Source organism: Paractinoplanes maris (genome assembly GCF_023544465.1).
Taxonomy (GTDB): Bacteria; Actinomycetota; Actinomycetes; order Mycobacteriales; family Micromonosporaceae; genus Actinoplanes; species Actinoplanes maris.
On the sequence record NZ_JALPVL010000012.1, the window covers coordinates 236,211 to 262,936 of the forward strand.

26 protein-coding genes are annotated in these 26,726 nt (G+C 70.7%); 13 read left to right on the forward strand and 13 right to left on the reverse strand.

Annotation, left to right across the window (positions count from 1 at the left end; genetic code table 11):
- The first annotated feature begins 263 nt into the window (after positions 1-263).
- On the forward strand, positions 264-926 hold the full coding sequence (locus NAG42_RS32410; RefSeq protein ID WP_250035736.1) for a hypothetical protein: 663 nt from the start codon (positions 264-266) through the stop codon (positions 924-926).
- On the opposite strand, the gene NAG42_RS32415 is transcribed toward NAG42_RS32410, so the two are convergent.
- The 3 genes from NAG42_RS32415 to NAG42_RS32425 are packed head-to-tail and all read right to left on the reverse strand — an operon-like array spanning position 890 to position 3,573.
- Positions 890-1,888, reverse strand: coding sequence for a helix-turn-helix transcriptional regulator (locus tag NAG42_RS32415; protein WP_250035737.1), 999 nt, complete (start codon positions 1,886-1,888; stop codon positions 890-892). The genes NAG42_RS32410 and NAG42_RS32415 overlap by 37 nt on opposite strands.
- Before the next feature lie 60 nt (positions 1,889-1,948).
- Positions 1,949-2,908 carry a hypothetical protein gene (locus NAG42_RS32420; RefSeq protein ID WP_250035738.1) on the reverse strand — a complete coding sequence of 320 codons (960 nt, stop codon included), beginning with the start codon at positions 2,906-2,908 and terminating at the stop codon, positions 1,949-1,951.
- Between the two features lie 11 nt (positions 2,909-2,919).
- Entirely contained in the window at positions 2,920-3,573 is a 654-nt protein-coding gene (locus NAG42_RS32425; RefSeq protein ID WP_250035739.1) for a hypothetical protein, read from the reverse strand.
- 243 nt (positions 3,574-3,816) lie between these two features.
- On the opposite strand from NAG42_RS32425, the gene NAG42_RS32430 reads away from it, so the two are divergent.
- The 6 genes from NAG42_RS32430 to NAG42_RS32455 all read left to right on the forward strand — a co-directional run bounded on the left by NAG42_RS32430 (position 3,817) and on the right by NAG42_RS32455 (position 11,325).
- A complete protein-coding gene (locus NAG42_RS32430) occupies positions 3,817-6,885 on the forward strand; it encodes a sensor histidine kinase (RefSeq protein WP_250035740.1) in 3,069 nt (1,022 codons plus the stop codon).
- On the forward strand, positions 6,886-7,308 hold the full coding sequence (locus tag NAG42_RS32435) for a roadblock/LC7 domain-containing protein (RefSeq protein WP_250035741.1): 423 nt from the start codon (positions 6,886-6,888) through the stop codon (positions 7,306-7,308).
- A complete protein-coding gene (locus tag NAG42_RS32440) occupies positions 7,298-7,684 on the forward strand; it encodes a DUF742 domain-containing protein (RefSeq protein WP_250035742.1) in 387 nt (128 codons plus the stop codon). The genes NAG42_RS32435 and NAG42_RS32440 overlap by 11 nt, the downstream gene beginning before the upstream one ends.
- Complete coding sequence (locus NAG42_RS32445; RefSeq protein ID WP_250035743.1) at positions 7,665-8,264, forward strand: GTP-binding protein; 600 nt, start codon at positions 7,665-7,667, stop codon at positions 8,262-8,264. Before NAG42_RS32440 ends, NAG42_RS32445 begins: the two co-directional genes overlap by 20 nt.
- Positions 8,265-8,320: 56 nt before the next feature.
- Complete coding sequence (locus tag NAG42_RS32450; RefSeq protein ID WP_250035745.1) at positions 8,321-9,382, forward strand: lactonase family protein; 1,062 nt, start codon at positions 8,321-8,323, stop codon at positions 9,380-9,382.
- Between the two features lie 230 nt (positions 9,383-9,612).
- Entirely contained in the window at positions 9,613-11,325 is a 1,713-nt protein-coding gene (locus tag NAG42_RS32455) for a substrate-binding domain-containing protein (protein WP_250035746.1), read from the forward strand.
- A 31-nt stretch (positions 11,326-11,356) separates the two neighbouring features.
- Here NAG42_RS32455 and NAG42_RS32460 read toward each other — a convergent pair whose 3' ends face one another.
- Entirely contained in the window at positions 11,357-12,502 is a 1,146-nt protein-coding gene (locus tag NAG42_RS32460; RefSeq protein WP_250035747.1) for a PP2C family protein-serine/threonine phosphatase, read from the reverse strand.
- Between the two features lie 50 nt (positions 12,503-12,552).
- Here NAG42_RS32460 and NAG42_RS32465 point away from each other — a divergent pair, with 50 nt between their 5' ends.
- The gene (locus NAG42_RS32465; protein ID WP_250035748.1) at positions 12,553-13,032 is read left to right on the forward strand and encodes a MarR family winged helix-turn-helix transcriptional regulator; all 480 of its coding nucleotides are present in this window, start codon (positions 12,553-12,555) and stop codon (positions 13,030-13,032) included.
- Here the strand turns inward: NAG42_RS32465 and NAG42_RS32470 are convergent.
- The gene (locus NAG42_RS32470; RefSeq protein WP_250035887.1) at positions 13,020-14,129 is read right to left on the reverse strand and encodes an ROK family protein; all 1,110 of its coding nucleotides are present in this window, start codon (positions 14,127-14,129) and stop codon (positions 13,020-13,022) included. The two genes, NAG42_RS32465 and NAG42_RS32470, sit on opposite strands and share 13 nt — an antisense overlap.
- An 88-nt stretch (positions 14,130-14,217) precedes the next feature.
- On the opposite strand from NAG42_RS32470, the gene xylA reads away from it, so the two are divergent.
- The 3 genes from xylA to NAG42_RS32485 are packed head-to-tail and all read left to right on the forward strand — an operon-like array spanning position 14,218 to position 18,291.
- Positions 14,218-15,405, forward strand: coding sequence for a xylose isomerase (gene xylA / locus NAG42_RS32475; RefSeq protein WP_250035749.1), 1,188 nt, complete (start codon positions 14,218-14,220; stop codon positions 15,403-15,405).
- A 9-nt stretch (positions 15,406-15,414) separates the two neighbouring features.
- Entirely contained in the window at positions 15,415-16,815 is a 1,401-nt protein-coding gene (xylB, locus tag NAG42_RS32480) for a xylulokinase (RefSeq protein ID WP_250035750.1), read from the forward strand.
- Positions 16,816-16,824: 9 nt separating this feature from the next.
- The gene (locus NAG42_RS32485) at positions 16,825-18,291 is read left to right on the forward strand and encodes an MFS transporter (RefSeq protein WP_250035751.1); all 1,467 of its coding nucleotides are present in this window, start codon (positions 16,825-16,827) and stop codon (positions 18,289-18,291) included.
- Here the strand turns inward: NAG42_RS32485 and NAG42_RS32490 are convergent.
- The 7 genes from NAG42_RS32490 to NAG42_RS32520 form a co-directional block, all read right to left on the reverse strand.
- Positions 18,199-19,806 carry a glycoside hydrolase family 13 protein gene (locus NAG42_RS32490; RefSeq protein WP_250035752.1) on the reverse strand — a complete coding sequence of 536 codons (1,608 nt, stop codon included), beginning with the start codon at positions 19,804-19,806 and terminating at the stop codon, positions 18,199-18,201. The genes NAG42_RS32485 and NAG42_RS32490 overlap by 93 nt on opposite strands.
- Before the next feature lie 10 nt (positions 19,807-19,816).
- Positions 19,817-20,533, reverse strand: a complete 717-nt coding sequence (locus tag NAG42_RS32495; RefSeq protein ID WP_250035753.1) for an HD domain-containing protein — start codon at positions 20,531-20,533, stop codon at positions 19,817-19,819.
- A gap of 20 nt (positions 20,534-20,553) precedes the next feature.
- Positions 20,554-21,429 carry an MHYT domain-containing protein gene (locus NAG42_RS32500; RefSeq protein ID WP_250035754.1) on the reverse strand — a complete coding sequence of 292 codons (876 nt, stop codon included), beginning with the start codon at positions 21,427-21,429 and terminating at the stop codon, positions 20,554-20,556.
- Between the two features lie 175 nt (positions 21,430-21,604).
- Complete coding sequence (locus NAG42_RS32505; protein WP_164842551.1) at positions 21,605-21,748, reverse strand: GPGG-motif small membrane protein; 144 nt, start codon at positions 21,746-21,748, stop codon at positions 21,605-21,607.
- Positions 21,749-21,787: 39 nt separating this feature from the next.
- The gene (locus tag NAG42_RS32510) at positions 21,788-22,534 is read right to left on the reverse strand and encodes a metallophosphoesterase family protein (RefSeq protein ID WP_250035755.1); all 747 of its coding nucleotides are present in this window, start codon (positions 22,532-22,534) and stop codon (positions 21,788-21,790) included.
- Complete coding sequence (locus tag NAG42_RS32515; protein ID WP_250035757.1) at positions 22,531-22,779, reverse strand: hypothetical protein; 249 nt, start codon at positions 22,777-22,779, stop codon at positions 22,531-22,533. Before NAG42_RS32515 ends, NAG42_RS32510 begins: the two co-directional genes overlap by 4 nt.
- A 12-nt stretch (positions 22,780-22,791) precedes the next feature.
- Positions 22,792-23,373: a nucleotidyltransferase gene (locus NAG42_RS32520; protein WP_250035758.1), complete on the reverse strand. Its 582-nt coding sequence runs from the start codon at positions 23,371-23,373 to the stop codon at positions 22,792-22,794.
- Positions 23,374-23,627: 254 nt separating this feature from the next.
- Between NAG42_RS32520 and NAG42_RS32525 the strand changes: the two genes are divergently transcribed.
- A complete protein-coding gene (locus NAG42_RS32525; RefSeq protein ID WP_250035759.1) occupies positions 23,628-24,335 on the forward strand; it encodes a dTMP kinase in 708 nt (235 codons plus the stop codon).
- Between the two features lie 84 nt (positions 24,336-24,419).
- Here the strand turns inward: NAG42_RS32525 and NAG42_RS32530 are convergent, their stop codons facing one another.
- Entirely contained in the window at positions 24,420-25,109 is a 690-nt protein-coding gene (locus tag NAG42_RS32530; RefSeq protein ID WP_250035760.1) for an SDR family NAD(P)-dependent oxidoreductase, read from the reverse strand.
- 573 nt (positions 25,110-25,682) lie between these two features.
- Between NAG42_RS32530 and NAG42_RS32535 the strand changes: the two genes are divergently transcribed.
- On the forward strand, positions 25,683-26,687 hold the full coding sequence (locus tag NAG42_RS32535; RefSeq protein WP_250035761.1) for a sigma-70 family RNA polymerase sigma factor: 1,005 nt from the start codon (positions 25,683-25,685) through the stop codon (positions 26,685-26,687).
- Positions 26,688-26,726 lie beyond the last annotated feature (39 nt).

Genomic DNA, 26,726 nt, shown 5'->3' on the forward strand with positions numbered 1-26,726 from the left:
CCGTGAGCAGACCTCGGGGCCAGCACGTTCGGCCGGAGCCTGCTCGCAGATCGCGCGGAAATCGGCATCACGAGGAGTGAACTTCCGATGTGGACGCCGCGTGATTCCTGGCATCAGCGGGTCGAGCGGGTGACGGCAAAGCGAACGTGTAGTCACTTTTAGTCACCATGAGCTTGCGAGACGTTCGCTTACCCCTAGCGATAACGGGTAGAGAAAGTGCTCGGACCGGCGGGATGATTCCCACGAGGCGGGGAGGCCGAGACATGGAGCGGGGGCCGTTGGCGCTCTTCGGAGCGATCATCGCTGTCGGGCTCGGGCCTGCGCTGTGGATGGGTGTGCAACTCGGACCGTCGCCGCAGCCGGGGCCGGTCGGCCCGCCCGTCGTCAACCAGCAGGGCGCCGAGAGGGCGGGCCAGGAGCTGCCCGGCGGCACCGGTGGCGGCGAGAAGACCAGCGACACCAGCGTCGACGCCGACCCTCGGAGCAACATCCTCCCGCTGACCAGCTCACCCACGGCCAAGCCGGCGCCCAGCACGAGTGCCACCCCCGAGCCGTCCGCGTCATCGAGTTCGCCCACGCCCGAGCCGACCCGCACCACCACCGAGCCGGCCACCCCGGCCGACCCCAGCCCGACCAGCCCGACCAGCCCCACCGAGTCGAGCACCGTCCCACCGGCCGAGCCCACCGAGACCACGGAACCTCCGATCGAGGACGAGACCGGCTACCCCTCGGACGACGACGACCCGGCCCCGTACGGCGCCCGCGTCAGCGACTACGACGACGCGGCTCCGTACGGCGGCGGCATCGGCGGCGGCGACGACGCGGCTCCGTACGGCGGCGGCATCGGCGGCGACGACGACCCGGCCCCGTACGGCGGCAGCGTCGGCGACTACGAATCCACCGGAAACACGGCCGAGGGCAGGTAGGTCGACGCCAGCCCCCGGGCCGTCTCGGTGAAGGCCGCCCGCAACTCCGGCGGATCGAGCACTTCCGCCTCGGCCCCTAGTTTGAGCAGCTCGATGTGCCCGTGCCGCACCGACTCGATCGGCACCCGGGTGACCAGCCATCCGGTCCCATCGGGCTCGCCGGCCTCGGCCCGCGCCACCCGCGCCATCTCCGGCGGGAACACGAACGCCATCCGCGCGAGCGCCGCCGCGGTCATCCGCACGGTCGCCGTCCCGGTGTAGACGCTCTGCTCGTACCTCTCGGTCCACTCCTGCCAGAACGCGGCCAGCTCGAAACCGGCGGGCCGGACCGCGGGCTCGTTCAGCAGCGCGGCCTCGAGAATGTTCGATACCCGGTAGGCCGTCGTCCGCGTCTCGGTGGCGGCCACCAGATACCAGCGGCCCGCCTTCAGCACGACCCCGAGCGGATGCAGGGTGCGGGTCACTTCGCGCGGCGCCTTCCACCGGCGGTAGCGCACCTCGATCCGGCGGCCGCTCCACACCGCGTCGGCCACGGTCGACAGGTGCGGCACCGGTTCGCCGGCCCGGAACCACCCCGGCGCGTCCAGGTGGAATCTCTCCCGTACGCGATCGGCCCGGTCGGCCAGCTCACCAGTCAGCGACGCCCGCAGCTTGAGTTGCGCCGCCGCCAGCACCGATCCCAGGCCGAGCTCGGCGGCCGGCCCCGGCATCCCGGCCAGGAAGAGCGTGCCCGCCTCATCCGACGTGAGCCCGGTCAGCCGCGTGCGATACCCGTCCAGCAGCTGGTATCCACCGGCCGGGCCGCGGTCGGCATAGACCGGCACCCCGGCCGCGCTCAGCGAGTCGATGTCGCGGTAGACGGTGCGTACCGACACTTCGAGCTCACCGGCGAGATCCTGGGCCGTCATCCGCCCGCGGGTCTGCAACAGCAGCAGGAGCGAGAGCAGACGGTCGGCGCGCATCCCCGCACGTTAACGCCGAAGGGGAGCCCGATGGGCTCCCCTTCGTGTCGTTCGCCGATGTCAGAGCGCGAGCAGCCGGTTCAGGATCTCCCGGTACGCCCGGAGCTCGACCCGCAGCTTCTCGGTGTCGTCGGAGTTGCCGGCCAGGCCGTCCCGCTGCGCCTTGAGCGCGCTCGTGAGCTTGTCGACCGCGTCACCGACCAGCGCGGCGGCCTCGGCGGTGGCCTCCTTGGGCTCGTCCACGAAGCGCAGCTGGATGTCGCGGAACCGCTCGGCGAAGGAGTCACCGTCCGGCAGCAACTTGGCCGGGCCGGAGTCGGCCGCGGGCTTCGGGGCGGCGGCTGCGGCCGGTGCGGCGACCGGCACCGCGGCGGCCTCGGCCACCGGCGCGGCGGGGGTGGCCGGCGTGTCGGACGCCCGCTGGTTGTCGCTGTCGAGCGTGTCCCCGGTGGCCGGGTCGACCGCCTGAGGGCTGTCGAACGTCCCGTCATCCTTGACCGCGGCGTCCTGCGGGGTGTCGAACTTGTCGCCCGTGGCCGGGTCGACCGCCCGGGGGCTGTCGAACGTGCCCTCGTCCTTGATCGCCGTGTCGTCGGTCAGCGGCAGGTCGACCGGTGAGTCGTCCCGCGGGCGGTCGGCCGCGTCGCCGGTGTGCGTGGCCCGGTAGTCGGTGTCCTCGACGACCGTCCCGTCCGGGCCGTACGTCGTCGTGCTGACCGCCTGCTCCTCGACGACGCCCCGGCGCTCCCGGTCGACGGGCTCGCCGTCCGCGGTGTCGGACGCGGTGCCGGACGCGGTGCCGGACGCGGTGTCGGACGCGGTGCCGGACGTCGACCGGTCGGGATTCTCCGGCTGGAACGCGACGTCGGATTTGTCGGCCGGGTCACGCGGCGCGTCACTCCACGGCGACCCGGCGCGCTGCGGCGGCACGGTCACCGGCTGGGTCGAGACCGGCTGCGTGCGGTCCGGGTCGGCCTGGGGCTCGGTCTCGGACTCTTTCTCATTGGAGAAGAACTTCATGGCGGCGGCTCCTAACGGCGGGTGTCGCGGGCGGAGGACTCGTCGGCGTCCGTACGAGGAGCGGGCACCGGGGGGTCGGCGGCGGCGTTGTCCGTTGTGGACTCGGGTGTAGCAGTAGCAGTCGAGGGCACCGGGTCGGTACCGAGCAGGTCGGCGAAGAGCGCCCGGTAATGCACCAGCGCCTGCCGCAGGTCCTCGGTGTTCGCGTCGCCCGCCGTGTTGCGGCGGCTGATCTCGTGGGCCTGGCGGTAGTGATCCAGCGTGCGCGCGTGCTCGACCGAGAGGTTGGCGAGCCGGTCGTCGTACTCACCGGTCGGGTAGCCCCGGTCGGTGATCAGGCGGGTGACCAGGTCATCGGCCGCGGTGACGGCCTGCTGCGGGTCGTCCACGAACTGGATCTGCAGTTCTTCCCAGTTCGCCGAGTAGGTGGCCTGCGCCTCGGCCGACAGCGGCTTCAGCTCGAGCGAGGCGTGCTTCTTCTCCCGCTCACGAAGCTCCTTCTCGGCCTCGGTGCGGCTGCCGGAGTCGGCGACCACGCGGTCGTACTCCGGGCCGAAGGTGTTCTGCAACTGCTTGCGGCGCATGGCTCGGACGCCGACGAGGATCGCGGCGATGACAACGACGAGGATGACGATGACCAGAATGATCAAGGCACTGGGGGACATGGGGCCTCCTAATCCAAACCGGGTATTCCCATCCGGGGTGTCCCGTCAATCCCGTTCGCGCGTCTTCGTTTCGCTGCTTCCGGTGATCGCCCGGTCACAGTGTCATAAGGACGACCCGGCGTACCGTGCCGATCTGGACCGCCAATAAGGACTTAGACCCTTTTTTCGGTACGCCCCAGCGGTGGCTCGCCCTGCCGGTTTTCCGTATCCTCCCGAAGGCGTACGCCGGAAGAGCGGAGCCTGATGAAGAAGCGTTACTGGTCGATCCGTTCGAAGATCATCGTATTGGCCGCCGTCCCGCTGACGGCTGTGCTGGCACTGTGGCTCTTCGCGACGGCGCTCACCGCCGGCCCGGCGTTCAACCTGCTGTCCGCCCGCACGGTGCTGGACAACGTCGGCAACCCCGGCATCGAGCTGGTCGGCCAGCTGCAGCGCGAGCGCCTGTTCAGCGTCGAATATCTATCCGGCACCGGCCCGCCGTCGCAGGCGCTGATCGACCAGCGCGGCGCCAGCGACCGCTCGATCGCGAACTTCCGCCGCCTGGCCGAGGGTGGCGACGCGCGCGACGCGACCAGTGCAGCGCTGCGCGGCCGGATCGACCAGTTTCTGACCCAGCTGGCCAGCCTGACCGGCAACCGCGGGCACATCGATCGCCGCGGGATGGACGCGATCGGCGCGCAGGGCCTGTTCAACAGCGTGATCGGCGCCGGCTTCCAGACCTTCGCGGCCACCGCCACCTTCAACGACGAGCAGATCGACGGCGAGCTGCGCGCGCTGACCACGGTCGGTCACGGCCAGGAATACCTGAGCCGGGTCGACGCCCTGGTCGGCGGGGCCACCGCCGCGGGCCGCTTCACCCCCGAGATCCGCGGCCAGCTCATCCAGGACGCCGGCACCGCCCGCTTCCTGCTCGAGCGGGGCGTGGAGGACATGTCCGAGAGCGACCGCACCACGTTCGCCCAGCTGCGCGCGGACACGGCCTACGACCGGCTCGACAACTTGCTCAACCAGCTCGTGCAGCAGAGCCGCGACGGCGTGGCCACCCCGGTGAGCAGCGCCGACTTCCGCCCGGCGTATGTCGCGGTGGCGCAGGAGCTGCGCGCGTTCGAGCTGGCGGCCACCGACTCGCTGACCGACCGGGCGCGTCCGGTCGCCGAGCGGGTGCTGATCCGGCTCGGGCTGGCGGGCATCCTCGGGCTGGCCGCGCTGGCCGCCTCGCTCTACCTCTCGGTGCGGGTCGGCCGCTCGATCGTCGGCCGGCTGCGCCGCCTGCACGGCGAGGCCCGCGAGATGGCGGCCGAGCGGCTGCCCGGCGTGGTCCGCCGGCTGCAACGCGGCGAACAGGTCGACGTCGAGGTCGAGACCCCGCCGCTGGAGTACGGGCGTGACGAGATCGGCCAGCTCGGGCAGGCCTTCAACGAGGTCCAGCGGACGGCTCTGCAGTCCGCGGTCGAGGAGGCGAACGTCCGGCGCGGGCTCAATGAGGTGTTCCTCAACATCGCCCGGCGCAGCCAGACCCTGCTGCACCGCCAGCTCGCCCTGCTCGACCGCATGGAGCGCCGCGAGACCGAGCCCCAGGAACTGGAAGACCTCTACCGCGTCGACCACCTCGCCACGCGGATGCGCCGCCACGCGGAGGACCTGGTCATCCTGGCCGGAGCCGCACCCGGTCGCGGCTGGCGCAACCCGGTCCCGGTGATCGACGTCGTCCGCGGCGCGATCAGTGAGGTCGAGGACTACAAGCGCGTCGACATCCGCTCGGTCGGGTCGGCCTCGGTGCTGGGCCGGGCCGTCGGCGACGTCATCCACCTGCTGGCCGAGCTGCTGGAGAACGCGGCTTCGTTCTCCCCGCCGCAGACCCGGGTCCAGGTCTCGGGCCAGGCACTGCCCAACGGGTACGGCGTCGAGATCGAGGACCGCGGGCTCGGCATGACCCCGGAGGCGATCGACGAGGCGAACCGCCGGCTGGCCGAGCCGCCCGATTTCGACCCGGCCGACAGCGCCCGCCTGGGCCTGTTCGTGGTGGCCCAGCTGGCCCACCGGCACGGCATCCGGGTGTCGCTGCGCGCCTCCGCGTTCGCCGGGGTCACCGCGATCGTGCTGATCCCGGGCGAGTTGATCGCGGGCGCGCCGGTCGCCACGCTGCCGTCCGGGTCCACCGGGGAGCGCCCGCTCGTCGGGTCGGGCTCCGACGACCCGGCGCGGCCCTCGCTGGCCGCGCTCCAATGGCAGGGCACCGAGGAGTTGCAGCAGCTCACCGCGGCCGGTCACCCCATCAACGGCACCGCGACGCCCGGGGAACCACCTCACCCGGTCCGCGGCACGGTCACCAGCGGGCAGCACCGCGGGCCCGCCGGGGTCGGTGGGCCCGCCCCGGCGTCGGTCGCTGAGGGCTTGAGCGAGGAGGGCCTGGTCCAGCGCAGACGCGTACGCCGAACGCCCACCCCCGCCGAGCCGGTCCACGCCGAGCCCGCCCCCGCGTCCGCCGAGCCCGCACCGATCGGTACCGCGTCGATCGAGGCGACGGCAGCGCCGGTCGAGCTGACGCCGAGGCGGGTCGATCTGCCCCAGAGGGAGAGCCCGCGGGTCATCCCGGCCCAGCGCTCGGTTCCGCGCAACTCGGCGCCGGTCATGCCGCCCATGCCCGTCCCAGCCACCCTGCCGATCGGCCGACCGCTGCCACCGGTCACCAATGCACCGGTCACCAATGCACCGGTCACCAACGCGCCGGTCGCCAACGCTCCGGTCGCGAACGCGCCGGTCACCAACGCTCCGGCCGGCGCTCCGCCGGCAGGTGCCTCGCCGGCTGACGGGGCCACTGAGGACGGTCTGCCGCGCCGCGTGCGCCAGGCCAATCTGGTACCCCAGTTGCGCCGCCCGGCCGGCGCACCGGTCGAGGAGCAGGAGGCCCCGGCCCAGTTGCGCTCGCCCGAGCAGGTCCGCAGCATCATGAGCGCCCTCCAGCGGGGCACCACCCGCGGCCGCATAGACGCCGCTCGCTACCTGAGCCCGGACGACGAAAATGCGCAGAGTAACCTCCCCACCGCGACCGGGTACGGAATGCGCGGCGGGAACGGTCAGCAACGTGCGGATTCCGGATCTGAAGATAGGTCCAATGCGGATGACACGGACATTGATGTTCGACCGAGCGGCGAATCCTTTGCGGATGCGGCTACCGTCAGTTTCCCGGCGATCGTCACCCAGGCGCTCGCCCGGGACGAGGCATCACCCGGGGGCGGACAGGATGCGGGGGGCAACCGTGCCGACGGCTCCGGGGGCGAAGACGTGATCAGGCCGGAAAAGGACGCATAAGTGACACAGACGACGAACCAGCGCGCGCACCTCACCTGGCTCCTCGACGACCTGGTGGAGCGCGTGCCCACGGCGCAGCAGGCGGTCGTGCTCTCGGCCGACGGCCTCCTGATGGGATCGTCGGCCGGGCTCAACCGGGAGGACGCCGAGCACCTGTCGGCGATGGCGGCCGGTTTCCAGAGTCTGGCCAAGGGGGCGAGCCGGCACTTCCGGGCCGGCCCGGTGCGCCAGACGGTGGTCGAGATGGAGTCCGCCTTCCTCTTCGTCACGGCCGCCGGGCACGGCGCCTGCCTGGCCGTGGTCGCCTCGAGCGACGCGGATCTCGGCCTCATCGCGTACGAGATGGCCATGCTCGTGACCCGGGTCGGCCAGAACATGAGCGCTCCCGGGCGCTCCGCCGTGCTGCCCTCCGATGCCGGCTGACCGGCCGCGGGTGGCGCACGACTGGCTCGATCACGACGCGGGCCCGGTGGTCCGGCCCTACGCGATGACCCAGGGCCGGGTGGCCCCCACCGACGGCGAGTTCGACCTGGTGGCGTTCGTGGTGGCCACCGCCGACGGCGACGCCGGGGCCGGCCATCTGCAACCGGAGCACCACGCCATCGTGGCCGCGTCCTGGGAGCCGATCTCGGTCGTCGAGCTGGCCTCGGCTCTCGACCTGTCGATCGGTGTCATTCGCGTTCTGCTGGGTGATCTACGCTCGGCAGGCCTCATCTCGCTGTACGAACCCCCGGCGGCGTCCCAGCCGCACGATGTCGACGTACTCAAGGCGGTTGTCAATGGACTCCGTGCGCTCTGACCGCAACGGCGCGTCGTCGCGCATCCCGGTCGCGCTCAAGATCCTGATCGCCGGTGGCTTCGGCGCCGGCAAGACCACGATGGTGGGCTCGGTCAGCGAGATCCGTCCGCTGCAGACCGAGGAGGTCCTCACCGGGGTCGAGGGCGCCGACGACATCGGCGGCGTGGAGGGCAAGACCACCACGACCGTGACGATGGACTTCGGTCGCATCACGATCACCGACGACCTCCAGCTCTACCTGTTCGGCACGCCCGGGCAGGACAGGTTCTGGTTCCTCTGGGACGAGTTGTCCGAGGGCGCCCTGGGCGCGGTGGTGCTGGCCGACACGCGCCGGCTGGCCGACTGCTTCCCTTCGATCGACTACTTCGAGCAGCGGGGCACCCCGTTCGTCGTTGCGGTCAACTGCTTCGACCCCGATCAGCGGTTCGGCGCCGAAGCGGTCGGCCGGGCCCTCGACCTCGATCCGGGCGTCCCGGTCGTCCTCTTCGACGCCCGCGAGCCCACCGGGGCCCGCAATGTCCTGATCGAACTCGTCGAGTACGTGGCCCGTCGTCAGCTCACCACCGCGGCGTCCCGCTGAGGAGCGCGGGCCGCCGCGGCGTCCCGCTGAGGATCGCGGTGTGATGGGATCTCCCCATGGGCGCGAGCGATGAGCACGTATTCGTCGGTGGTTACACGGCCGACAAGGGTGGCGACGGCGAGGGTGTCGTCCGGCTGAGGCGGGACCCGGCGACCGGTGTGCTGACCCGGGTCGGGGTCGCGGCCCGGACGCCGAGCCCGTCCTTCCTGGCCCAGCACCCCACCCGGCCGGTCCTCTACGCGGTGAACGAGCTCGACCCCGACGGCACGGTCAGCGCGTTCGCGGTGGCCGGTGACGGCTCCCTGACGCCGCTGGTCACCCGCCCCACCGGCGGCAGCGACCCGGCGCACCTCGCGGTCACCGCCGACGGGCGGCACCTGCTGGTGGCCAATTACGGCACCGGCTCGGTCGCCGTCTTCCCGCTCGATGCCGAGGGTGCTCCGGGCGAGCGCTCGGACCTGCTCACCTTGACCGGCAGCGGCCCGGTCACCGATCGTCAGGCCGGCCCGCACGCCCACATGGTCTTCCCGGTCCGCGACGAGGTGCTGATCGCCGACCTCGGCTCCGACAAGGTGTGGCGCGCGCGCCTGGACCCGGTCTCGGGCCGCCTGTCGCTGCTGGGCGCCGCGGTGGACGCCGAGCCCGGCACCGGCCCGCGTCACGTGCGCTTCTCGCCCGACGGCGCCTTGTTCGTGGTCGGCGAGCTCAGTGGTGACCTCACCTGGTGGCGTCCGGCCACCGACGGCTCGCTGGCCGCGGCCGGCCGGGCCGCGACCACGACGGCCGAGGGCGAGAACTATCCGTCCGAGATCGTGGTACGCCCCGACGGCCGCTTCGTCTACGTCGCCAACCGCGGTGCCAACACGATCGCGACGTTCACCTGGGACGGCGACCAGGCGGTGCTGGTGAGCGAGACGGCCACCGAAGGTGACTGGCCAAGACACATGATCCTGATTGGGGATCACCTCTACGTAACCAATCAGCGATCACAGAGCGTGACGACTTTCCGGATCGACGGGGAGACCGGGCAGCCCGTCCGGCAGGGCGAGCCGGCCGCCGAGGCCAGCCCGACGGCCTTGCTGCGCTGGAATGTCGCCGGTGCTCGCCAAGGCGCGTAACGGGAGAGAGGGCGGTCTCGGCGGTCGAGGTGTCAAAACGGGCAGCGCCCGCAACTGATCGAGATGACGCCACCACGGTCAGTCACTCAAGATGCCAAGAATCCCAATCCGAGTAACTTTCGACCGAACGTATATGGCATTCAGGTTGAGTGATGCGCACTATAGAGCGCGTGTCTGGCCGCCATCGTAGAAACTTCAGTCTCCGAGGAGCGGGCGTCGTTGGAGCTGCGATGGCAATCGTCGTCGTGCTCGCGGGGTCCTACTTCGGTTATCAGCAGCTCTCTGACAAGGGCTGCACCGGATCCATCCGGCTGACCGTCGCCGCCACCGGGGAGATCGCGCCGTCGATCGACCAGGTCGCGCAGCGCTGGGTCCAGGAGGGAGCCAACGTCGACGGCACCTGTGTCGGCGTCACGGTCTCCGACGTCAACTCCGCCACCATGGCCGCGGCCATCGCCGGTGAGCACAAGGTGCAACTGGCCGGCGTGGGCACCGCCCCCGAGGCCGTCAAGGTGCCCGACGTCTGGGTCGCCGACTCCTCGACCTGGATCCTGCGGTTGAAGTCCGAGGCGCCCGGCTTCGTGCCCTCCGACAGCAAGCCCATCGCGCAGAGCCCGATCGTGCTGGCCATGCCCAAGCCGGTCGCCGCGCAGGTCGGCTGGCCCAAGAAGAAGATCGGCTGGGCTGAACTGCTCACGATGATGCAGACCAGCACCACCCTGACCACCGGCATCACCCAGCCCACGCGCGACGCGGCCGGCCTGGCCGCGCTGGTCGCGCTCGGCCAGGCGGCCGGAGCCGGTGAGAAGGCGCAGGCGACCAAGGTCACGGCGATCTCGGCGCTCGCGGAGAACGCGTCGGCGCTGCGGGGCGAGTTGATCGAGCGGTTCCCGCGGTCGAACGACGCCAACGACATCGTCAACAGCCTCGGCGCGGCCCCGGTCTCCGAGGAGGACGTGGTCTCCTACAACGCGGCCAAGCCGCCGGTGCCGCTGGTCGCGCTCTACCCCGAGCCCAACCCGATGCCGCTCGACTACCCCTACGCCGTGATGCCCGAGGTCGACCTGCAGAAGCAGCGGGCGGCTGCCGGCCTGCGCACGCAGCTGGCCAGCGCCACGTTCAAGAACGCGCTCGGCGCGGCCGGGCTGCGCTCGCCCGACGGCTCGTTCGGCTCCGGGTTCGCCCGTCCGCTGGGCGCTCCCGACGCCTCCCCGGCGGTGAGCAATACGGTCGGCGGCGGCAGCGGTGACAACGGCGGCACGGCCGCGGCCGGCCTCGACGCCAGCGCGCTGAGCCAGGTGCTGGGCAGCTGGAACGCCATCACCCAGCCCGGCCGGGTGCTCGCGGTCTTCGACGTCTCCGGTTCGATGGAGACGGAAGTGCCGACCGCCAACAACCAGACCCGCGCCGCGGTGACCCGCAAGGCGGCCGCGGCCGGTCTGCAGATGTTCAGCGAGAAATGGGCCGTCGGCGTCTGGCTGTTCTCGACCGAGATGGTCGGCAAGCGACCGTGGAAGCAGATCGTGCCGATCACTCCGCTGGCCACGGGCCGGAGCAAGCTGCAGGCCTCGATCGACCAGATCGTGCCCAAGGACGGCGGCGACACCGGCCTCTACGACACCGTTCTCGACGCCTACAAAGAGGTGAACAGGACCTGGCAGCCCGGCCGGGTCAACTCCGTCATCCTCTTCACCGACGGCAAGAACGAGAACAAAGACGGCATCAAGATCGAGAAGCTGCTCAGCGAGCTGAAGAAGAACACCGATCCGCAGAAGCCCGTCCGTCTGGTCATCATCGGCATCGGTGATCAGGTCAGCGAGCCCGAGCTGCAGACGATCGTGAAGGGCACGCCCGCTGGTGGTGTCTTCGTCGCCAAGGACCCGGCGAAGATGGGCGAGATCTTCGTCGAGGCCATCGGCCGCCGCACCGGCGCCTCCGGCTGACCCTCCGGCGTACGAGAAAGGCCGTCACCCCTCAGGTGGCGGCCTTTTCCGTGCCCGTGTCCAGTCCCCGGAAGTCGAGGCAGACGGCGACCGCGTCGTCCTCCAGCTCGGCGTCGCCCACGAACGCCCGCAGGTCACCCAGCAGCGATCGCACAGCCTGCAGCGGAGCCAGTGAGCCGGTGCGCCGCACGAAGCGGGCCAGGGCCGCGTCGCCGTACCGTCCGGTCGCGGTGACCGCGTCGTAGACGCCATCGCTGACCAGCAGCAGCCGATCGCCCGGCTCCAGCCGGAAGCTCTGGACCCGATAGTCGGTCTCCTCGAACATGCCGAGCGGAAATTCCTTGGTGAGTTTCTGCTCGTGCACGGCGGTGCCCCGGAGCAGGAGCAGCCGGGGCGAGCCCGCGTCGACCGCGAGCATCTCGCCGGTGGTCAGGTTGAGCTCGAGCAGCAGCGCCGACACGTGCCGCAGGCCCTGATGCTCGGCATAGATCGCCTGATCGGCCAGCGCGGCCTGATCGGCCAGCGGGATGCCGGCCCGGCGCGCGTTACGCAGCGCAAAGGTGGCGAGCGAGGTCAGCAGGGCCGCCGACACCCCTTCGCCCATGCCGTTGAGCACGCTCAGTGAGACCCGGCCGTCCTGGTCGGCCCAGTCGAAGCTGTCCCCGCGCACCGCGTACGACGGTTCGAGCTGCCCGGCCAGGCCGAACGCCGGACGGATGCGGCCGCGCGCGGGCAGCAGCTCCCACTGCATCTCGGCGGCCAGCGTGAGCCGCCGGATCCGAGCCGCTGACTGATAGCGGTCGGTGCCGCCGTTGGCCGCCTCCAGCTCGTGGGCCAGGGCTTCCGCCACCTCGGCCACCAGCTCGGGGCTCTCCGGCGCCGGTGCGCAGCTCAGCACCCCGATTCGTTCCCCCCGGACCGAAACGGGCAGGAACATCACAGAGTTCTCATTCACCGGTGACTGATGATCGAAGCACCGCCAGACCGGATCGCCGGGGTGGGTGCGGGGCGGGCCGTCGAACACCGGCACGAGGGCCGCCAAACGGTAATCGACCAGGTACAACTCGGTGTCGGTGATCCCGTAGGCCGTGGCGAGTCCCTCGGCCAGGCGTTCCGGGATGGCGTCAGCGGCCGCGTCGGTGAGAAGCCGCCGAAGCACCAGTAGCCTGTCGATCAATGGCGACCTCCTCGAACAGACCGAGCCGTACGAGTAGTCTCTCCTGCACCATGGCCGTTCACCATGGGCCGGACGTGCCGGACCCGATGCAGACCGCGGCGATCGATGACGCCGCGAAATCCTTGCTGCTCGCGTGGGACGCGGCCCGCGAGCAGGTGACCCCGCGCATCTCGTCCGTCCAATTGAACGCCCTGCTCGCCGTCGAGCGGGCCGAGGGCATCAATCTGGGCGGGCTCGCGGCCGAGCTGGGCATGCTGCTCTCGTCGGCCAGCCGGCTGTGCGACCGCCTGGTGGCCTCGGGCATGGTCGAGCGGGTGCCTGGCCGGGCCGACCGCCGCGAGATCGCGCTCTATCTGACCCCGGCGTCCCGCACCCTGCTGGGCGAGCTGCGCCGCATCCGGCGCCGCGCGCTCACCGGCGTGCTCGAGAGGATGTCGGGCAGCGGCCGGGCGGCTCTGCTCCGCGGGCTCAGCGAGTTCGCCGCCGCCGCGGGGGAGAGTGGCGAGGCCGCGTCCGCTCAGACGGCCTGAGCCCGGGCCAGCCATCGCGCCGGATCGTCCCGCACCCCGGCGATCACCACGTCGGCCGCACCGCGCATGGCCGCGTCGGCCCCCAGCGTGGCCGGTCGGAGCGTGACCGGGGCCAGGTCGGCGGTCAGCACCCGGCGGCGCAGCTCGGTCTCGATGCCGTCGCGCAGCCGGTCGAACTCGGGGGCGTATCCGCCCCCGAGCACGATCACGCCGAGATCGAGCAGGTTGACCACGGCCGACAGCGCGATCCCGAGCGAGGCGGCGGCCAGGTCGGGATCGGCCGCGACCGCCTCCTGACCCGCGTACTGCTCGAGGCAGCCGTTCGCGCCGCAGCGGCAGGGCCGGCCGTCCGGATAGACGGTGACGTGCCCGATCTCGCCGCTCCAGCCCCGCCCGCCCCGATAGAGCTCGCCGTCGAGCACGATGCCGGCACCGATGCCGATCTCGCCCGAGACGTACAGGAAGGTCGGCGGCCCGCCGTCGGTCCGTAGCTCGCCCAGCGCCGCCAGGTTGGCCTCGTTGTCGACGGCCAGCGGCAGGCCCAGGTCGAGCAGGGCCGGCACGTCGACGTCCTGCCAGTCCAGATTGGGGGCGACCCGCACCAGGCCGTTCGCGGTGACCAGGCCGGGCACGGCCAGCGCGGCCCCGGCCAGTTCGATGCCGTCGGCGGCGGCCGCCTCGCGGGCCTGGACGGCCAGCACGGCCAGGTCGGCCAGCGCCGCCGCCGGTGGCAGCAGTCGCTGGTCGGCCCGGGTGACGAAGCGGTGGCGCACGACGCCGGTCAGATCGACCACGCAGGCGGCCAGGTAGTCGACGTTGATCTCGAGGCCGAGACCGCCGGGTCCGTCCGGGGTCAGCGCCAGGCCGGCGGCGGGACGGCCGGCGCCGGTCCGCGGGGCGGGATCGAGCTCGGTGAGCAGCCGGCCCGCGATGAGGTCGTCGACCAGCGCCGACACGGTCGCCCGGGTGAGCCCGGTGGCGCCCGAGATGGCTGCCCGGGATGGGCGATCTGCGCTGTTCGCCACTGTCTGCAACACGAGCGCGAGATTGTGGGCTCGCACGCTCGATTGCCGGACGGGGCTGCGGGAAGCATTCATCAAGCGGCCGCTCACGTCTTGACAATGCCACACGGCGGTCAAATAATTCAACCAATAAACAAATCCGAGTTGTTACGTGGAGGTAACCGTGCCGGTCCAACCCACTCGTGAAGACAAGTTCTCCTTCGGCCTGTGGACCATCGGGTGGCAGGCCGTCGACGCGTTCGGCTCGGCCACCCGCCCGCCGCTCGATCCGATCGAGGCGGTGCACAAGCTGGCCGAGATCGGCGCCTACGGCCTCACGTTCCATGACGACGACCTGGTCCCGTTCGGCTCGGACGCGTCGACCCGTGACGGCATCCTCAGCGGCTTCAAGAAGGCGCTGGAGGAGACGGGCATCGTCGTCCCGATGGTCACCACCAACACGTTCAGCCACCCGGTCTTCAAGGACGGCGCGTTCACCAGCAACGACCGCTCGGTCCGGCGCTACGCGCTGCGCAAGGTCCTGCGCCAGGTGGACCTCGCGGCCGAGCTGGGCGCCGAGACCTTCGTGCTCTGGGGCGGCCGTGAGGGTGCCGAGTACGACGCGGCCAAGGACATCAACGCCGCGCTCGACCGTTACCGCGAGGGCCTCAACCTGCTCGCGCAGTACTCCGAGGACAAGGGCTACGGCCTGCGCTTCGCCATCGAGCCGAAGCCGAACGAGCCCCGCGGCGACATCCTGCTGCCGACCCTCGGCCACGCCATCGCCTTCACCTACGAGCTGGAGCGGCCCGAGCTGTTCGGCATCAACCCCGAGGTCGGGCACGAGCAGATGTCCAACCTCAACTTCACCCAGGGCATCGCCCAGGCGCTGTGGCAGAAGAAGCTTTTCCACATCGACCTCAACGGTCAGCACAGCGTGAAGTTCGACCAGGACCTGGTGTTCGGCCACGGCGACCTGCTCAACGCGTTCTCCCTGGTCGACCTGCTGGAGAACGGCCCGATCGGCGGCGGCCCCAAGTACGACGGCCCGCGCCACTTCGACTACAAGCCCTCCCGCACCGAGAACATCGACGGCGTCTGGGAGTCGGCCAAGGCCAACATGCGGATGTACCTGCTGCTCAAGGAGCGCGCGCAGGAGTTCCGGGCCGACCCGGTGGTGCAGGAGGCGCTGCGCGACAGCAAGGTGCTGGAGCTCGAGACCCCGACGCTCAACCCGGGCGAGACCTACCAGGACCTGCTGAACGACAAGAGCGCCTGGGACGACTTCGACGTCGACGCGGCCGGTGCCCAGGGCTACGGTTTCGTGAAGCTCCACCAGCTGATGATCGACCACGTTCTGCGCGCCAACTAAAGGAACGACATGACGCTAGTAGCCGGGATCGACAGCTCCACCCAGTCCTGCAAGGTGGTCATCCGCGACGCGGAGACCGGCCGGCTGGTCCGGCAGGGCCGCGCCGCGCATCCGGACGGCACCGAGGTGCATCCGGATGCCTGGTGGGCCGCACTGCGACAGGCGATCGACGAGGCCGGCGGCCTCGACGACGTGGCCGCCGCCTCGGTGGCCGGTCAGCAGCACGGCATGGTGGTGCTCGACGAGAACGGCGAAGTGGTCCGCCCGGCGCTGCTGTGGAACGACACGCGCAGCGCCGGCGCGGCCGCCGACCTCATCACCGAGCTCGGCGGCGGCGACAAGTGGGCCGACGCGGTCGGCATCGTGCCGGTCGCCAGCTTCACCCTGACCAAGCTGCGCTGGCTGGCCCGCAACGAGCCGGACAACGCGGCCCGGGTGGCCGCGGTCTGCCTGCCGCACGACTGGCTGACCTGGAAACTCTCTGGATCGACGGACATCAGCACGATCAAGACCGACCGCAGCGACGCCAGCGGGACGCTCTACTGGTCGGCCCGGACCAACGAATACCGCCCCGATCTGCTCGAGCTGGGCTTCGGCCGGCTGATCAAGACACCCGAGGTGCTCGGCCCGACCGGTATCGCCGGCCATCTGCCCAACGGTGCCCCGCTCGGTCCCGGCGCGGGTGACAACGCGGCCGCCGCGTTCGGCACCGGTGCCGGCACCGGCGACGTGATCGTGTCGATCGGCACCTCGGGCACGGTCTTCGTCTCGTCCGACGTCTCGCCCAACGACCCGAGCGGCACGGTGGCCGGTTTCGCCGACACCACCGGCCGGTTCCTGCCGATCGTGGTGACGCTGAACGCGGCCCGGGTGCTCGACGCGGCCGGCAAGCTGCTCGGTGTCGACCACGCCGAGCTGTCCCGGCTGGCCCTGAGTGCCCCGGCCGGCGCCGACGGGCTCGTCCTCATCCCGTACCTCGAAGGTGAGCGCACCCCCAACCGGCCCGACGCCACCGGCGCGATCCACGGGCTGACCCTCAAGACGTCCGACCCGGCCCACCTGGCCCGGGCCGCCGTCGAGGGCATGCTCTGCGCGCTGGCCGACGGGCTCGACGCGCTGGTCGCCAACGGCGCCACGGCCAACCGCATCGTGCTGGTCGGCGGAGGTGCCCGCAGTGAGGCGGTCCGCCGCATCGCCCCGGAGCTGTTCGGCTTGCCGGTGCTGGTCCCGCCGCCGGGTGAGTACGTCGCCGACGGCGCCGCCCGGCAGGCCGCGTGGGTCGCGGTGGGCGGTCAGGAGCCGCCCGTGTGGTCGGCCGAGCCCCCCGAGACGTACGAGGCCCCGAGCGCCCCGATCATCCGGGAGCAATACGTGGCGGCGCGCGCCTCGGTGATCGACCGCCCCCGCTAACCTTCACAGGTGACCAGGGGAGGCAGCGCCCACCGCGCCTACAGCGTCGTGGTGTTCGTGGTCCTCGCCTCGCTCGACAATGTCGCGATCGGCCTGGTGCCGCCGCTCTACGGCAGCATCGGCGACGCGTTCGGCGTCAGTGAGGCCCACATCGCGCTGTCCACCACGATCATGTTCCTGATCAGCGCGGTGGCCGCGATCGGCTTCGCGTATGCCGGCGATCGCACCGACCGCAAGCCGGTGCTCATCGCCGGCACGCTGATCTGGATCGCCGGCACCACCTGGTCGGGCCTGGCCGGCGGCTATTCCAGCTTCCTGATCAGCCAGGTCGTCGCCGCGTTCGGCCTGGGCGCGGTCGCCTCGGTCAGCTTCGCCGTGGTCAGCGATCTCATCTCACCCCGGCGCCGGGGCCTGGTGATGAGCTTCTGGGGCCTGTCCCAGGGCGTCGGCACGCTGGCCGGCACCCTGCTCGGCGGTCTGCTCGGCCACGCCGACTGGCGCCGGCCGTTCCTGGTGACCGCGGTGGTCGGCGGGGTGGCCACGGTCGCCTATCTGTTCACCTACAACGTGCCTCGCGGCGACAGTCAGCCCGAGCTGGCCGGCGTCGACTACGACGAGCGGATCCACCACGACCACCTGCCCAAGATCCTGCGCCGGCGCACCAATGTCTGGCTGATCCTGCAGGGCGGCACGGCCCAGATCGCCCTCGGCTCGCTCGTGTGGCTGCCCGTGCTGTTCCGCGCCCGCGCCGAGGACCAGGGCTACACCGCGGGCACGGCTGTCCTCGTCGGCAGCGTCTTCGCCACGCTGTTCCAGCTGGGCGGCGCGCTGTCCATCCTCGGTGGGCTGGTCGGCGACCGGCTCCAGCGCCGCACTCCCCGGGGCCGCGCACTGGTCGCCTCGGTCGGTGTCCTGGCCGCCGTGCCGTTCTACGTCGTGTTGTTCTTCGTGCCGATGAAAATCGACGTGCCCGACGGCGCCGGCACCGGGGCGGTGATCGGTGCCGTGCTCAACGACGTGTTCACCGAGCCCACCGTCGGTCTCTGCCTCGTCTTCGCGGTCTTCGCGCTCATGCTCACCTCGGCCAACTCACCCAACTGGTTCGCCCTGATCGCCGACGTCAACCCGCCCGAGCACCGCGGCACCGTCTACAGCCTGGGCAACCTGGTCAACGGTTTCGGCCGGGCCGGCGGCAACGTCATGGTGGCGGTCGCCTTCCGGGGGCTGGCCGGCGCGTTCCCGCCGCCGCTCAACTACGCGGCCGGGCTGGCCGCCTTCCAGCTCTTCTGGGTGCCCACCGGCATCATGTTCTGGCTGGCCAGCAGGACGGTCGCGCGCGACATGGCCGACACGCACGCCGCCCTGCTGGCCCGGGCGGCCCGGCTAGAGGTGCGCCCAGACGGTCACGTCGGCGGGGACCCGCCCGTCGCCGTCGAGGGGCTCGCTGCTCAGCAGGACCCGGGCGCCGGCCGGTAGCTCCACCGGTTCGGCGGTGAAATTGGTCAGCACCAGCAGGTCACCGTTGCGGAAGGCGAACGAGCCGTCCTGCCACGTCACGGATCCGCGACCGAGACCGTGCTCCCGCCGCAGGCCGAGCGCGGTGCGATAGAGCTCCCAGGTCGACCCGGCCACACCCTGCTGGCGGTCGAGCGCGTATTCGGCCCAGGTCGCCGGCTGTGGCAGCCAGGAGCTGTCGGTCGGTCCGAAGCCGTACGACGGGGCGTCGGCCTCCCACGGCAGCGGCACCCGGCAGCCGTCCCGGCCGCGCTCGGCGTGCCCGGAGCGCTCCCAGGCCGGATCCTCCCGGAACTCGTCGGCCATCGTGGTGTGCTCGGGCAGCCCCAGTTCCTCGCCCTGATAGAGATAGGCCGACCCGGGCAGCGCGAGCATCAGCAGCGTGGCCGCCCGGGCCCGGCGCAGGCCGAGCGCGGTGTCCGGCTGCGGGTCCTCGGCACCGACGCCGTGCATCCGCGGGGTGCCGACCGGATAGCCGAGCCGGGTGGCGTGCCGGACGACGTCGTGATTGGAGAGCACCCACGTGGTGGTCGCGCCGACCGTGTTGTTGACCTCGAGCGACTCGTCGATGACGGCGCGCAGCGCCGACGGCTCCCACGGGGCCTCGAGGTACGGGAAGTTGAAAGCCTGGTGCATCTCGTCGGGCCGCACATAGCGGGCCAGCCGGTCGGCCGGAGCCACCCACGCCTCGGCCACCAGCACGCGGCCGCCCGGGTACTCGTCGAGCACCTGCCGCCAGGACCGGTAGATCTCGTGCACGCCCTCCTGGTCCCACATCGGCGGCGGCGGGCCGGCCGGGTCGATCCCGCCCAGGATCTGGCTGGGCTGCGTCCAGTCGGCCAGGCTCGCCTCCTTGACCAGGCCGTGCGCGACGTCGACCCGGAAGCCGTCGACGCCGCGGTCGAGCCAGAAGCGCAGGATGTCGAGGAACTCGGCCCGCACCTCGGGGTTGTCCCAGTTGAGGTCGGGCTGGCTCACGTCGAACAGGTGCAGATACCACTGCCCGTCCGGCGTCCGCTCCCACGCGCTGCCGCCGAAGACGCTCTGCCACGAGTTCGGCGGTTCGCCGCCGGTGCCGTCGCGGAAGATGTAGCGCTCCCGCTCGGGACTGCCCGGCCCCGCGGCCAGCGCGGCCCGGAACCACTCGTGCTCGTTCGAGGTGTGGTTGGGCACCAGGTCGACGATGACCTTCAGCCCCAGGCCGTGTGCCTCGGCGATCAGCTTGTCGGCGTCCCCGAGCTCGCCGAACAGCGGATCGACGCCGCGGTAGTCGGCGACGTCGTAGCCCGCGTCGTGCTGCGGCGACGGATAGAACGGGGAGAGCCAGACGGCGTCTACGCCGAGTTCCTTCAGATGGGGCAGGCGCCCGGTGATGCCGGGCAGGTCGCCCATGCCGTCGCCGTCGCTGTCGGCGAACGAGCGGGGATAGACCTGATAGATGACGGCGTCGCGCCACCAAGCGTCGGTGTGGACCATGGCCCCCAGATTAATCGTCGAGGATGCAGGCGAATCGTTCCTCGGCCAGGTCGAGCTGATCCAGGATGTGGTCCTTGGCGGCGATCGACAGCGGGGTGTCCGGACGGCCGACCAGTTCGCGCAGTTTGGGCACGAGCGGGCGGTACTTGCGAGCCGCCGAGAGCGCCTTCTCCGGGGTGGTGTGGACGACGCCCACCCCGTTGTCGGTGAAGTCCGAGACCTTGATCACCCGGGCCCACGGGTCGCGGTCGAGGCTGGCCGTCACGTGTGCCCGGTATTGCTCGTGGCGGTCGCGCTCGGGGTCGTACTCCGGGTTGGTGACCGAGCGGACCAGCTCGGCCACCCGGGGGCCGAAGCGGGACGCCAGCTCGGCGATCGCCGCCTCGGTCAACTCGGTCCAGGAGCCCTGGCTGGTGCCCGCGAGCTCGCCCGGATGGTCCTCCACCGCATCGTGCAGCAGCGCCGCGGTGAGCACGTCCACGTCCCGTACGCCGTAGTACTTGATGATCCGGATGGCCACCCGCAGCAGGTGGTTGAGGTAGGGCTCGCGGACCCGGCGGTCGTTGGCGTGCAGCCGGGCAGCCAGGTCGAGCGCCTCGATCAACTGCTTGCTCTCGGCCTCCGGAAAGGTCTCGAGCTCGAGCCGGAACCGCTCACGCAGACCCGCCTCGCCGTACACCTCGGTGATCGCGTGCAACGGCATCGACAGCAGCATCCGTGGCGCCATGCCGAGAACGTACCGGAGCGTCAGCCGTTGGTGGGTGTGCGGATCGGAACCGGGCGCGGCGAGGGCCGGCGGCCGGGGGTCGCCAGCGTCGCCTGCTTGAGCGACCAGGGGTTGCCCGGCTCGGCGTGCACCCCCCGCTTCGGCGTGCCGGCGCCGTTGGTGAACTCCTCCTCGGTCATCGCCTGCAACGCGCTCAGCGCCACCCCGATGATGGTGGCCGCGGTGATCAGCGTGATCGGCAGGATCAGGGTCAGCGGCCGGAAGCCCTCCACCCGGTCGAGCGATGCCGGGTCGAGGTGCACCGACATCGCGGCCATCCCGGTGTAGTGCATGCCGCACACCGCGATCGCCATGATGACCGCGGCCCCACCGATCGGCACCCAGCCGCGCACCGAGACGGTGAACCAGAGCGCGGCCGTCGAGGCCACCACCGCGATGATCGCCGAGGCGGCCACCAGCGCCATGTCGTAGTGCATCTCGCCGGCCACATGCATGCCCTGCATGCCGGTGTAGTGCATGGACAACACGCCGCCGCCGGTCAGGCCGCCGGCCACCAGCGTCTTGGGCACGCTGCGCCGGCCGTGGCCCACCATGAGCAGCCCCGCCCCGACGGCACAGACGGCGAGTCCCAGACTGAGGACGGTCATCGGGACGTCGAAACGGACCGGGCTGGCCGGCACCTCGAAGCCGAGCATCGCGGCGAAGTGCATGAGCCAGATCGCGCCGCCGCCGATCGCGAAGGCGGCGATGAGGAGCCAGCGGTTGCGCCGTCCCCGGGTGCGGGCGTTGCGGCCGCGGGCCGTGCTGAGCAGGCCGAAGAACGACCCCAGGAAAGCGAGCAGGAAAGCGGCGATCGGGTTGAAGACGCCGTACGTGAAGTGATGGATCTCGGCCACCGGGCACCTCTCGCGGTGAAGATCTAAGAATTACCGCGAGTGATTCAGTCAGTACCAAGAGGGTGTCCATCGCACCGCGAGTGCGGCCAGGCGGACAAACGGAACCGGGCCACCCTTTAGAGGTGGCCCGGTTCTCGGTCGTGGGGGATGGAGTCGTGGAGAGCCTCGTTACCGATCAGGTGAAGATGCTGACGCCGCCGGGGCCCACCAGGAGGCCGACAACGATCAGCACGATGCCCCAGAGCAGCTGCCGCCGGAAGAGCGCGAGGATACCGGCGACCACCAGGATTACGGCGATGATCCAAAGAATTAGGTCCATGAACATCGAATACCCGGTGCCGCAAAATCAGAAACCTGGCTACCGGGCACCGATCAGTGTGGTATCCACCTCTTCGGAAAGTAGCTGGTAGACGTTGTACGCCTGCTTGATCACCGGGTGGGCGACGTTGCGCACGGGGACTCCGCCGGGCGTCCGCCCGCGCTCCGAGCCGTGGTGCGCGTGCCCGTGCAGGGCCAGTGCGGCCGGGGCGGCGTCGATCGATCGGCCGAGCTGATAACAGCCGAGGAAGGCGTAGATCTCCAGCGGCTCGCCGACCAGGGTCTCGGGCACGGGGGCGTAGTGGGTGAGCGCCACCAGGGCGTCACATTCCACCGACTTCAGCGCCCGCTCCAGGTCGTCGGCGTACCGCTCGGCCGTGCCGACGAAGTCCTTCATCTCGCGCTCGCCGAAGTTGCTGGCACAGGCCCCGGCGAACCCGCCGCCGAAGCCCTTGGTGCCGGCGATGCCGAGCCGGTGCCCATGAATCTCGAGCACGGTCGCCGTGCCCTCCAGCACCGTGATGCCGGCGTCCTCGATCACCTTGGTCAGCTCGTCCTGCTGGTCGCTCTGGTGGTCGTGGTTGCCCAGCACCACCACGACCGGCACGCCCAGCCCGCCGAACTCCTCGGCGAAGCACTTCGCCTCGTCGACGGTGCCGTGCCGGGTGAGATCGCCCGCGATCAGCAGCGCGTCGGCCCGGTCGGGCAGTTCCTCGAGGGCGGGCCGATAACGGCCCACCACGTCCTTGTCCACGTGGACGTCGCCCACGGCGGCGATCCGGATCATGAAATCTCCTCCACCTCGCTGGGCGCCTGCGCCCGGGTGATCCCGATGTCACACGTGATCTCCAGGTCCGGGAAGTGCGCGGTGATCTGCCGGCAGATCTCGTCCCGGCGCTGCGGGCTCTCCACCTCGCCCCCGAGAACGATCAGATGATCGCGGCGCTGCACGGTGATGCCCTGCTCGGCAATCCGGTCGTGCTCGGTGAGCAGCCGCTGGATCTCGGCCTCGAGATCGGTGTCGCTGGTCATCCCAACCCCCTTCTACTTGGCGAGTGCCTCTTCGTCGTCGGTCAGCGGGACGACGTCCAGCCGGTCCAGGAGGATGAGGAACGCCTCGGCGTACGGTGACTTCTCGGTCTCCCGGCGCACCCGTGGCCAGTCGATCTGCTCGCGCAGCGAGCGCGCCACCGGCAGACCGGTCGCGAAGTCGCAGTAGTGCTGGCTGTAGCTGAGCAGCTTGTGCACCATCAGCTGGGTCGCCGAGAGCACGGGCATGAAGATGGCCTCGACCGAGATCTGCTCGGTATCGGCCAGCGTCTCCAGCGTCACCGGCGTCTCCACCGGCCGATAGATGAGGTCGACCATCCGGTCCTCGTCATAGACCTTGACCAGCCAGTCCTCGGGCGGCTGCTCGGTGCGGAACCCGACCTCGGCCAGCTCGGCCAGCGCCCGGTCCCGATCTTCCTCCCGCAGCAGGAAGTCCACATCGTGGTCGCTCGAGTGGCCGCCGTGCGCATAGACCGCGAAGCTCCCGCCGAGCGCGAACGGTATGCCGGCGGACTTGAGAGTGGAAGCAACCTTCTTCAGCGTGGTGGCCAGGCCCTCGTCCACGCGGTGCGGCATGACGATTCCCCCTCGACGTTTGCGGTTCGGTGTGTCGGATACGACTACCCGGGCCGGTTGACGTTGAATCGCTGCCGGGCAAAACCCACTGCAAACCCCATTTTGGTACGCGGCGAGGGCCGTCGCCGGGAAACGCGGGGCACACCATTCCCGCCCACCCCGCCTCTCCAACACCACCGGGCCCCGCCCTTCACCGCCCCCGCCGAATTCCTGCTGGAAACCTCTGGTGCGCCCGCCGGTTACCGTTGGTTGGTATGACCCTTCGCACGATCGCGCTCGTGGGTATGGACGGCTCCGGCAAGACCACCCAGGCGCACCGGCTGGCCGACGAACTGAGCGCCTCGGGTCTGCGCGTCGCCTACCGGCGCAACGCCGGCGGCCGCCACTGGTTCGGTCGTCTCGCCGTCCGGCTGGGCAAGCGTGACGCGGACGACCTGCTGGGCCGCCGCGGCATGCTCTTCGTCGAGTCGGTGCTGCGCTGGCTGGCCATTCTGCGCACCCTGCTGCGCCGGCGTTTCACCGGCGGCACCGTGGTGATGGACCGCTACGCCTTCTGTCAGTACGCGAGCCTGCGGGCCCGGCACGCCGCCCCGGCCGCCGAGCGCCGCGCCCGCCTGGCCTACCACTTCTTCCCCCAGCCCGATCTCACGTTCCTGCTCGACGTCGACCCCAGGGTCGCTCACGAGCGGATCGAGGCGCGCGGCTACGACAGCGAGTCGATGGACTACCTGGAATCGGCCCGGGCGTCCTATCTGGCGCTGCCCGAGTTCCCCAGCTTCGTGGTGATCGACGCGAACGGCACGCCCGACGAGGTCTCAGCCGCCCTGCACGCCGAGCTCCGGCGCCGGGCCGACCTGCCCGAGCCGGCCCGCAGCCCGCTGTCCCGCAGCCTGATCCTGGCCGGAGCGCCGATCCTGGCCGCCCTGGCCGCGGCCGGCTACCAACTGGCCGAAACCCTGTAGCGCGCCATCACCCCCGATCGGAACCTCGCCCCGCCCCCGTGCCCCACGGCCTCGCCGCCCGTCACCCGCCGCCGGACATACGCCTCAGGCTCGGCCGTAGACGGGGATCTGAGCGCCGCTGGTGGGAGTCGACGCGTCCGAGGCGAGGAAGAGGATGGTCGGGGCGATCTGCTCGGGCCGCACCCAGCGGTCGGTGTCCGCCCCCGGCATGGCCGCCCGGTTGGCCGGCGTGTCGATCACGCTGGGCACCACCGTATTCGCGCGCACGTTGTGCCTCCGATACTCCACAGCCACCGCGTTGGCGAAGGCGATGACAGCCGCCTTGGACGTGACGTAGCCGGCCGCCCCCGGGAAAGGCGCCAGAGCGGAGCGCGACGACACATACACCACGCTGCCGCCGCCCGCCTCGACCAGGTGTGGCAGGGCCGCGGCCGTCACGAGATAGGCCGGCTGCAGATTGGTCGTCAGCTGCGCCTCGAAGTCGCTCCACGGCGTCTCGGCGACCAGCGGACCGCTCGCGAACCCGCCGATCAGGTTGACGACCGCGCGCAGAGGCGCCTGCGGATCGCCGGTCGCGGCGGCCACGGCCGTGGTGACATCGGTCTCATCCGACATGTCACCGTCGACCGCGACAGCGCCTTTCGGCAGTCGCCCGGCCGAGCCGGCTCGCACCGGAGCGACCACGCGCCACCCGTCCGCGACGAAAGCGGCGACCGTCGCCACCCCCAAGCCACCCGTTCCACCCGTGATCAAAGCCGTGCGCCCGTCAGCCATGGCGTTCATGGTGCCCCGCGCCCACGGCCGACCACTGTGGGATTCGTCACCACGCCAATCGGATGGACCGGTGGCTCCGAACCGTTGTCAAAGGGGCAGTCATCCGCAGGATGTCACCCGGACGGGCTAGTGAACTGCGTCGCCGCGTGCCGCATTGTGGCAGGTGGTCCCGTTCGGTGAAGCGTCGGGATCTTTTTGATGGTGCTTTTGTTTCAACCCCGTCCCGGAGCTGTCGATCCAGCACGGTGAACCTGACGCACCCAAGGAACGTACTGGGTGGTGACGGACGTCCCAAGGTCATTGGTGATGGGCGTCGCTGTGAGGGACGAGGGGCCGGTGGTGTCATGAAGCGAGCGACGGGTATGTCTCTGTCTGCGCGACCGAGCAGCGGATGCGGGGCCGAATGCCGGAGCGCTGGAGCCCTGTACAGGAACTACGCACTCGGCTCTCAGCCAGCACCCAGACATTCGTGACACTTTCGACCCACCAGCCGGAATCAGTGCAGCCAACCATTTGTTGTGTAGATGCCAGTAACCGCAATGTGCGAACTGCGGACGTTACGGGGAGGAACTGATGGATACAGGGATCACCCGTAGCGGGGTTAGTAGTGAAGGCAATGAGGGGACCGTGGGCAACGTGGAGAAGAACACCGTGATGCGTACCGATCAGGTCGCCGAGGAGCGTGACCTTGTCGGCGTCTACCTGCACGAGATCTCCCGGACGCCGCTGCTGGATGCCGCCAGGGAGGTCGAGCTCTCCAAGTCGATCGAGGCGGGCCTCTATGCCGAGCACCTGCTCGAGACTGGCGAGGTCCGGCGCGGTGTGAGCGCGGAGGAGCTGGAGCGCCTCGTCACCGAGGGCCGCAAGGCCAAGGACCTGTTCATCCGGGCCAACCTGCGACTGGTCGTGTCGATCGCCCGGCGCTACGTGCGCTCCGGCATGCCGATGCTCGACCTGATCCAGGAGGGCAACACCGGCCTGGTCCGCGCGGTCGAGAAGTTCGACTACGAGCGTGGCTACAAGTTCTCGACCTACGCGACGTGGTGGGTGCGTCAGGCGATCAGCCGGGCCATCGCCCAGCAGGAGCGGACGGTGCGCCTGCCCGTGCACCTGGTCGAGGACGTCAACCGGATGCGTAATGTGACCCGCCAGCTCGTTCGCGAGCTGGGCAGCGACCCCGAGCCCGAGCAGATCGCGACCGCCCTCGGCGTGACCGTCGAGCGCGTCAACGAGCTGACCCGCTGGGCGCAGGACACGGTTTCGCTCGACACCCCGGTCGGCGACGACGGCGACACCAACCTCGGCGACCTGGTCGCCGACAGTGACGCCCCCTCGCCGGAGGAGATCGTGCTGACCGCATTGGAGCGGCAGCGCATCGAGGGTCTGCTCAACCACCTCGACGACCGGTCGGCCGGCATCATGCGGGCCCGCTACGGCCTCGAGGACGGCCGGGAGCACTCGCTCACCGAGGTCGCCTCGCGGTTCTCGCTGAGCCGTGAGCGCATCCGTCAGCTCGAGATCCAGGCGCTCGGCCGGCTCCGCGAGCTGGCCCGGGCCGAGGGCCTCCAGGCCGCCTGACCGTTTTCCTTCCCCCCGCTACTCAAGCAAAAAGGCCGG

Bases quoted from the DNA above. Each gene is read 5' to 3' on its own strand.
- NAG42_RS32520 (WP_250035758.1), bottom strand. From the start codon at position 23,373: ATGCCGCACCGCGTGGACGAGGGCCTGGCCACCACGCTGAAGAAGGTT.
- xylB (WP_250035750.1), top strand. From the start codon at position 15,415: ATGACGCTAGTAGCCGGGATCGACAGCTCCACCCAGTCCTGCAAGGTG.
- NAG42_RS32410 (WP_250035736.1), top strand. From the start codon at position 264: ATGGAGCGGGGGCCGTTGGCGCTCTTCGGAGCGATCATCGCTGTCGGG.
- NAG42_RS32430 (WP_250035740.1), top strand. From the start codon at position 3,817: ATGAAGAAGCGTTACTGGTCGATCCGTTCGAAGATCATCGTATTGGCC.
- NAG42_RS32445 (WP_250035743.1), top strand. From the start codon at position 7,665: ATGGACTCCGTGCGCTCTGACCGCAACGGCGCGTCGTCGCGCATCCCG.
- NAG42_RS32505 (WP_164842551.1), bottom strand. From the start codon at position 21,748: ATGGACCTAATTCTTTGGATCATCGCCGTAATCCTGGTGGTCGCCGGT.
- NAG42_RS32525 (WP_250035759.1), top strand. From the start codon at position 23,628: ATGACCCTTCGCACGATCGCGCTCGTGGGTATGGACGGCTCCGGCAAG.
- NAG42_RS32490 (WP_250035752.1), bottom strand. From the start codon at position 19,806: ATGGTCCACACCGACGCTTGGTGGCGCGACGCCGTCATCTATCAGGTC.
- NAG42_RS32440 (WP_250035742.1), top strand. From the start codon at position 7,298: ATGCCGGCTGACCGGCCGCGGGTGGCGCACGACTGGCTCGATCACGAC.
- NAG42_RS32495 (WP_250035753.1), bottom strand. From the start codon at position 20,533: ATGGCGCCACGGATGCTGCTGTCGATGCCGTTGCACGCGATCACCGAG.
- NAG42_RS32470 (WP_250035887.1), bottom strand. From the start codon at position 14,129: ATGAATGCTTCCCGCAGCCCCGTCCGGCAATCGAGCGTGCGAGCCCAC.
- NAG42_RS32425 (WP_250035739.1), bottom strand. From the start codon at position 3,573: ATGTCCCCCAGTGCCTTGATCATTCTGGTCATCGTCATCCTCGTCGTT.
- NAG42_RS32530 (WP_250035760.1), bottom strand. From the start codon at position 25,109: ATGGCTGACGGGCGCACGGCTTTGATCACGGGTGGAACGGGTGGCTTG.
- NAG42_RS32455 (WP_250035746.1), top strand. From the start codon at position 9,613: ATGGCAATCGTCGTCGTGCTCGCGGGGTCCTACTTCGGTTATCAGCAG.
- NAG42_RS32465 (WP_250035748.1), top strand. From the start codon at position 12,553: ATGGCCGTTCACCATGGGCCGGACGTGCCGGACCCGATGCAGACCGCG.
- NAG42_RS32535 (WP_250035761.1), top strand. From the start codon at position 25,683: ATGGATACAGGGATCACCCGTAGCGGGGTTAGTAGTGAAGGCAATGAG.
- NAG42_RS32420 (WP_250035738.1), bottom strand. From the start codon at position 2,908: ATGAAGTTCTTCTCCAATGAGAAAGAGTCCGAGACCGAGCCCCAGGCC.
- NAG42_RS32450 (WP_250035745.1), top strand. From the start codon at position 8,321: ATGGGCGCGAGCGATGAGCACGTATTCGTCGGTGGTTACACGGCCGAC.
- NAG42_RS32515 (WP_250035757.1), bottom strand. From the start codon at position 22,779: ATGACCAGCGACACCGATCTCGAGGCCGAGATCCAGCGGCTGCTCACC.
- NAG42_RS32510 (WP_250035755.1), bottom strand. From the start codon at position 22,534: ATGATCCGGATCGCCGCCGTGGGCGACGTCCACGTGGACAAGGACGTG.
- NAG42_RS32415 (WP_250035737.1), bottom strand. From the start codon at position 1,888: ATGCGCGCCGACCGTCTGCTCTCGCTCCTGCTGCTGTTGCAGACCCGC.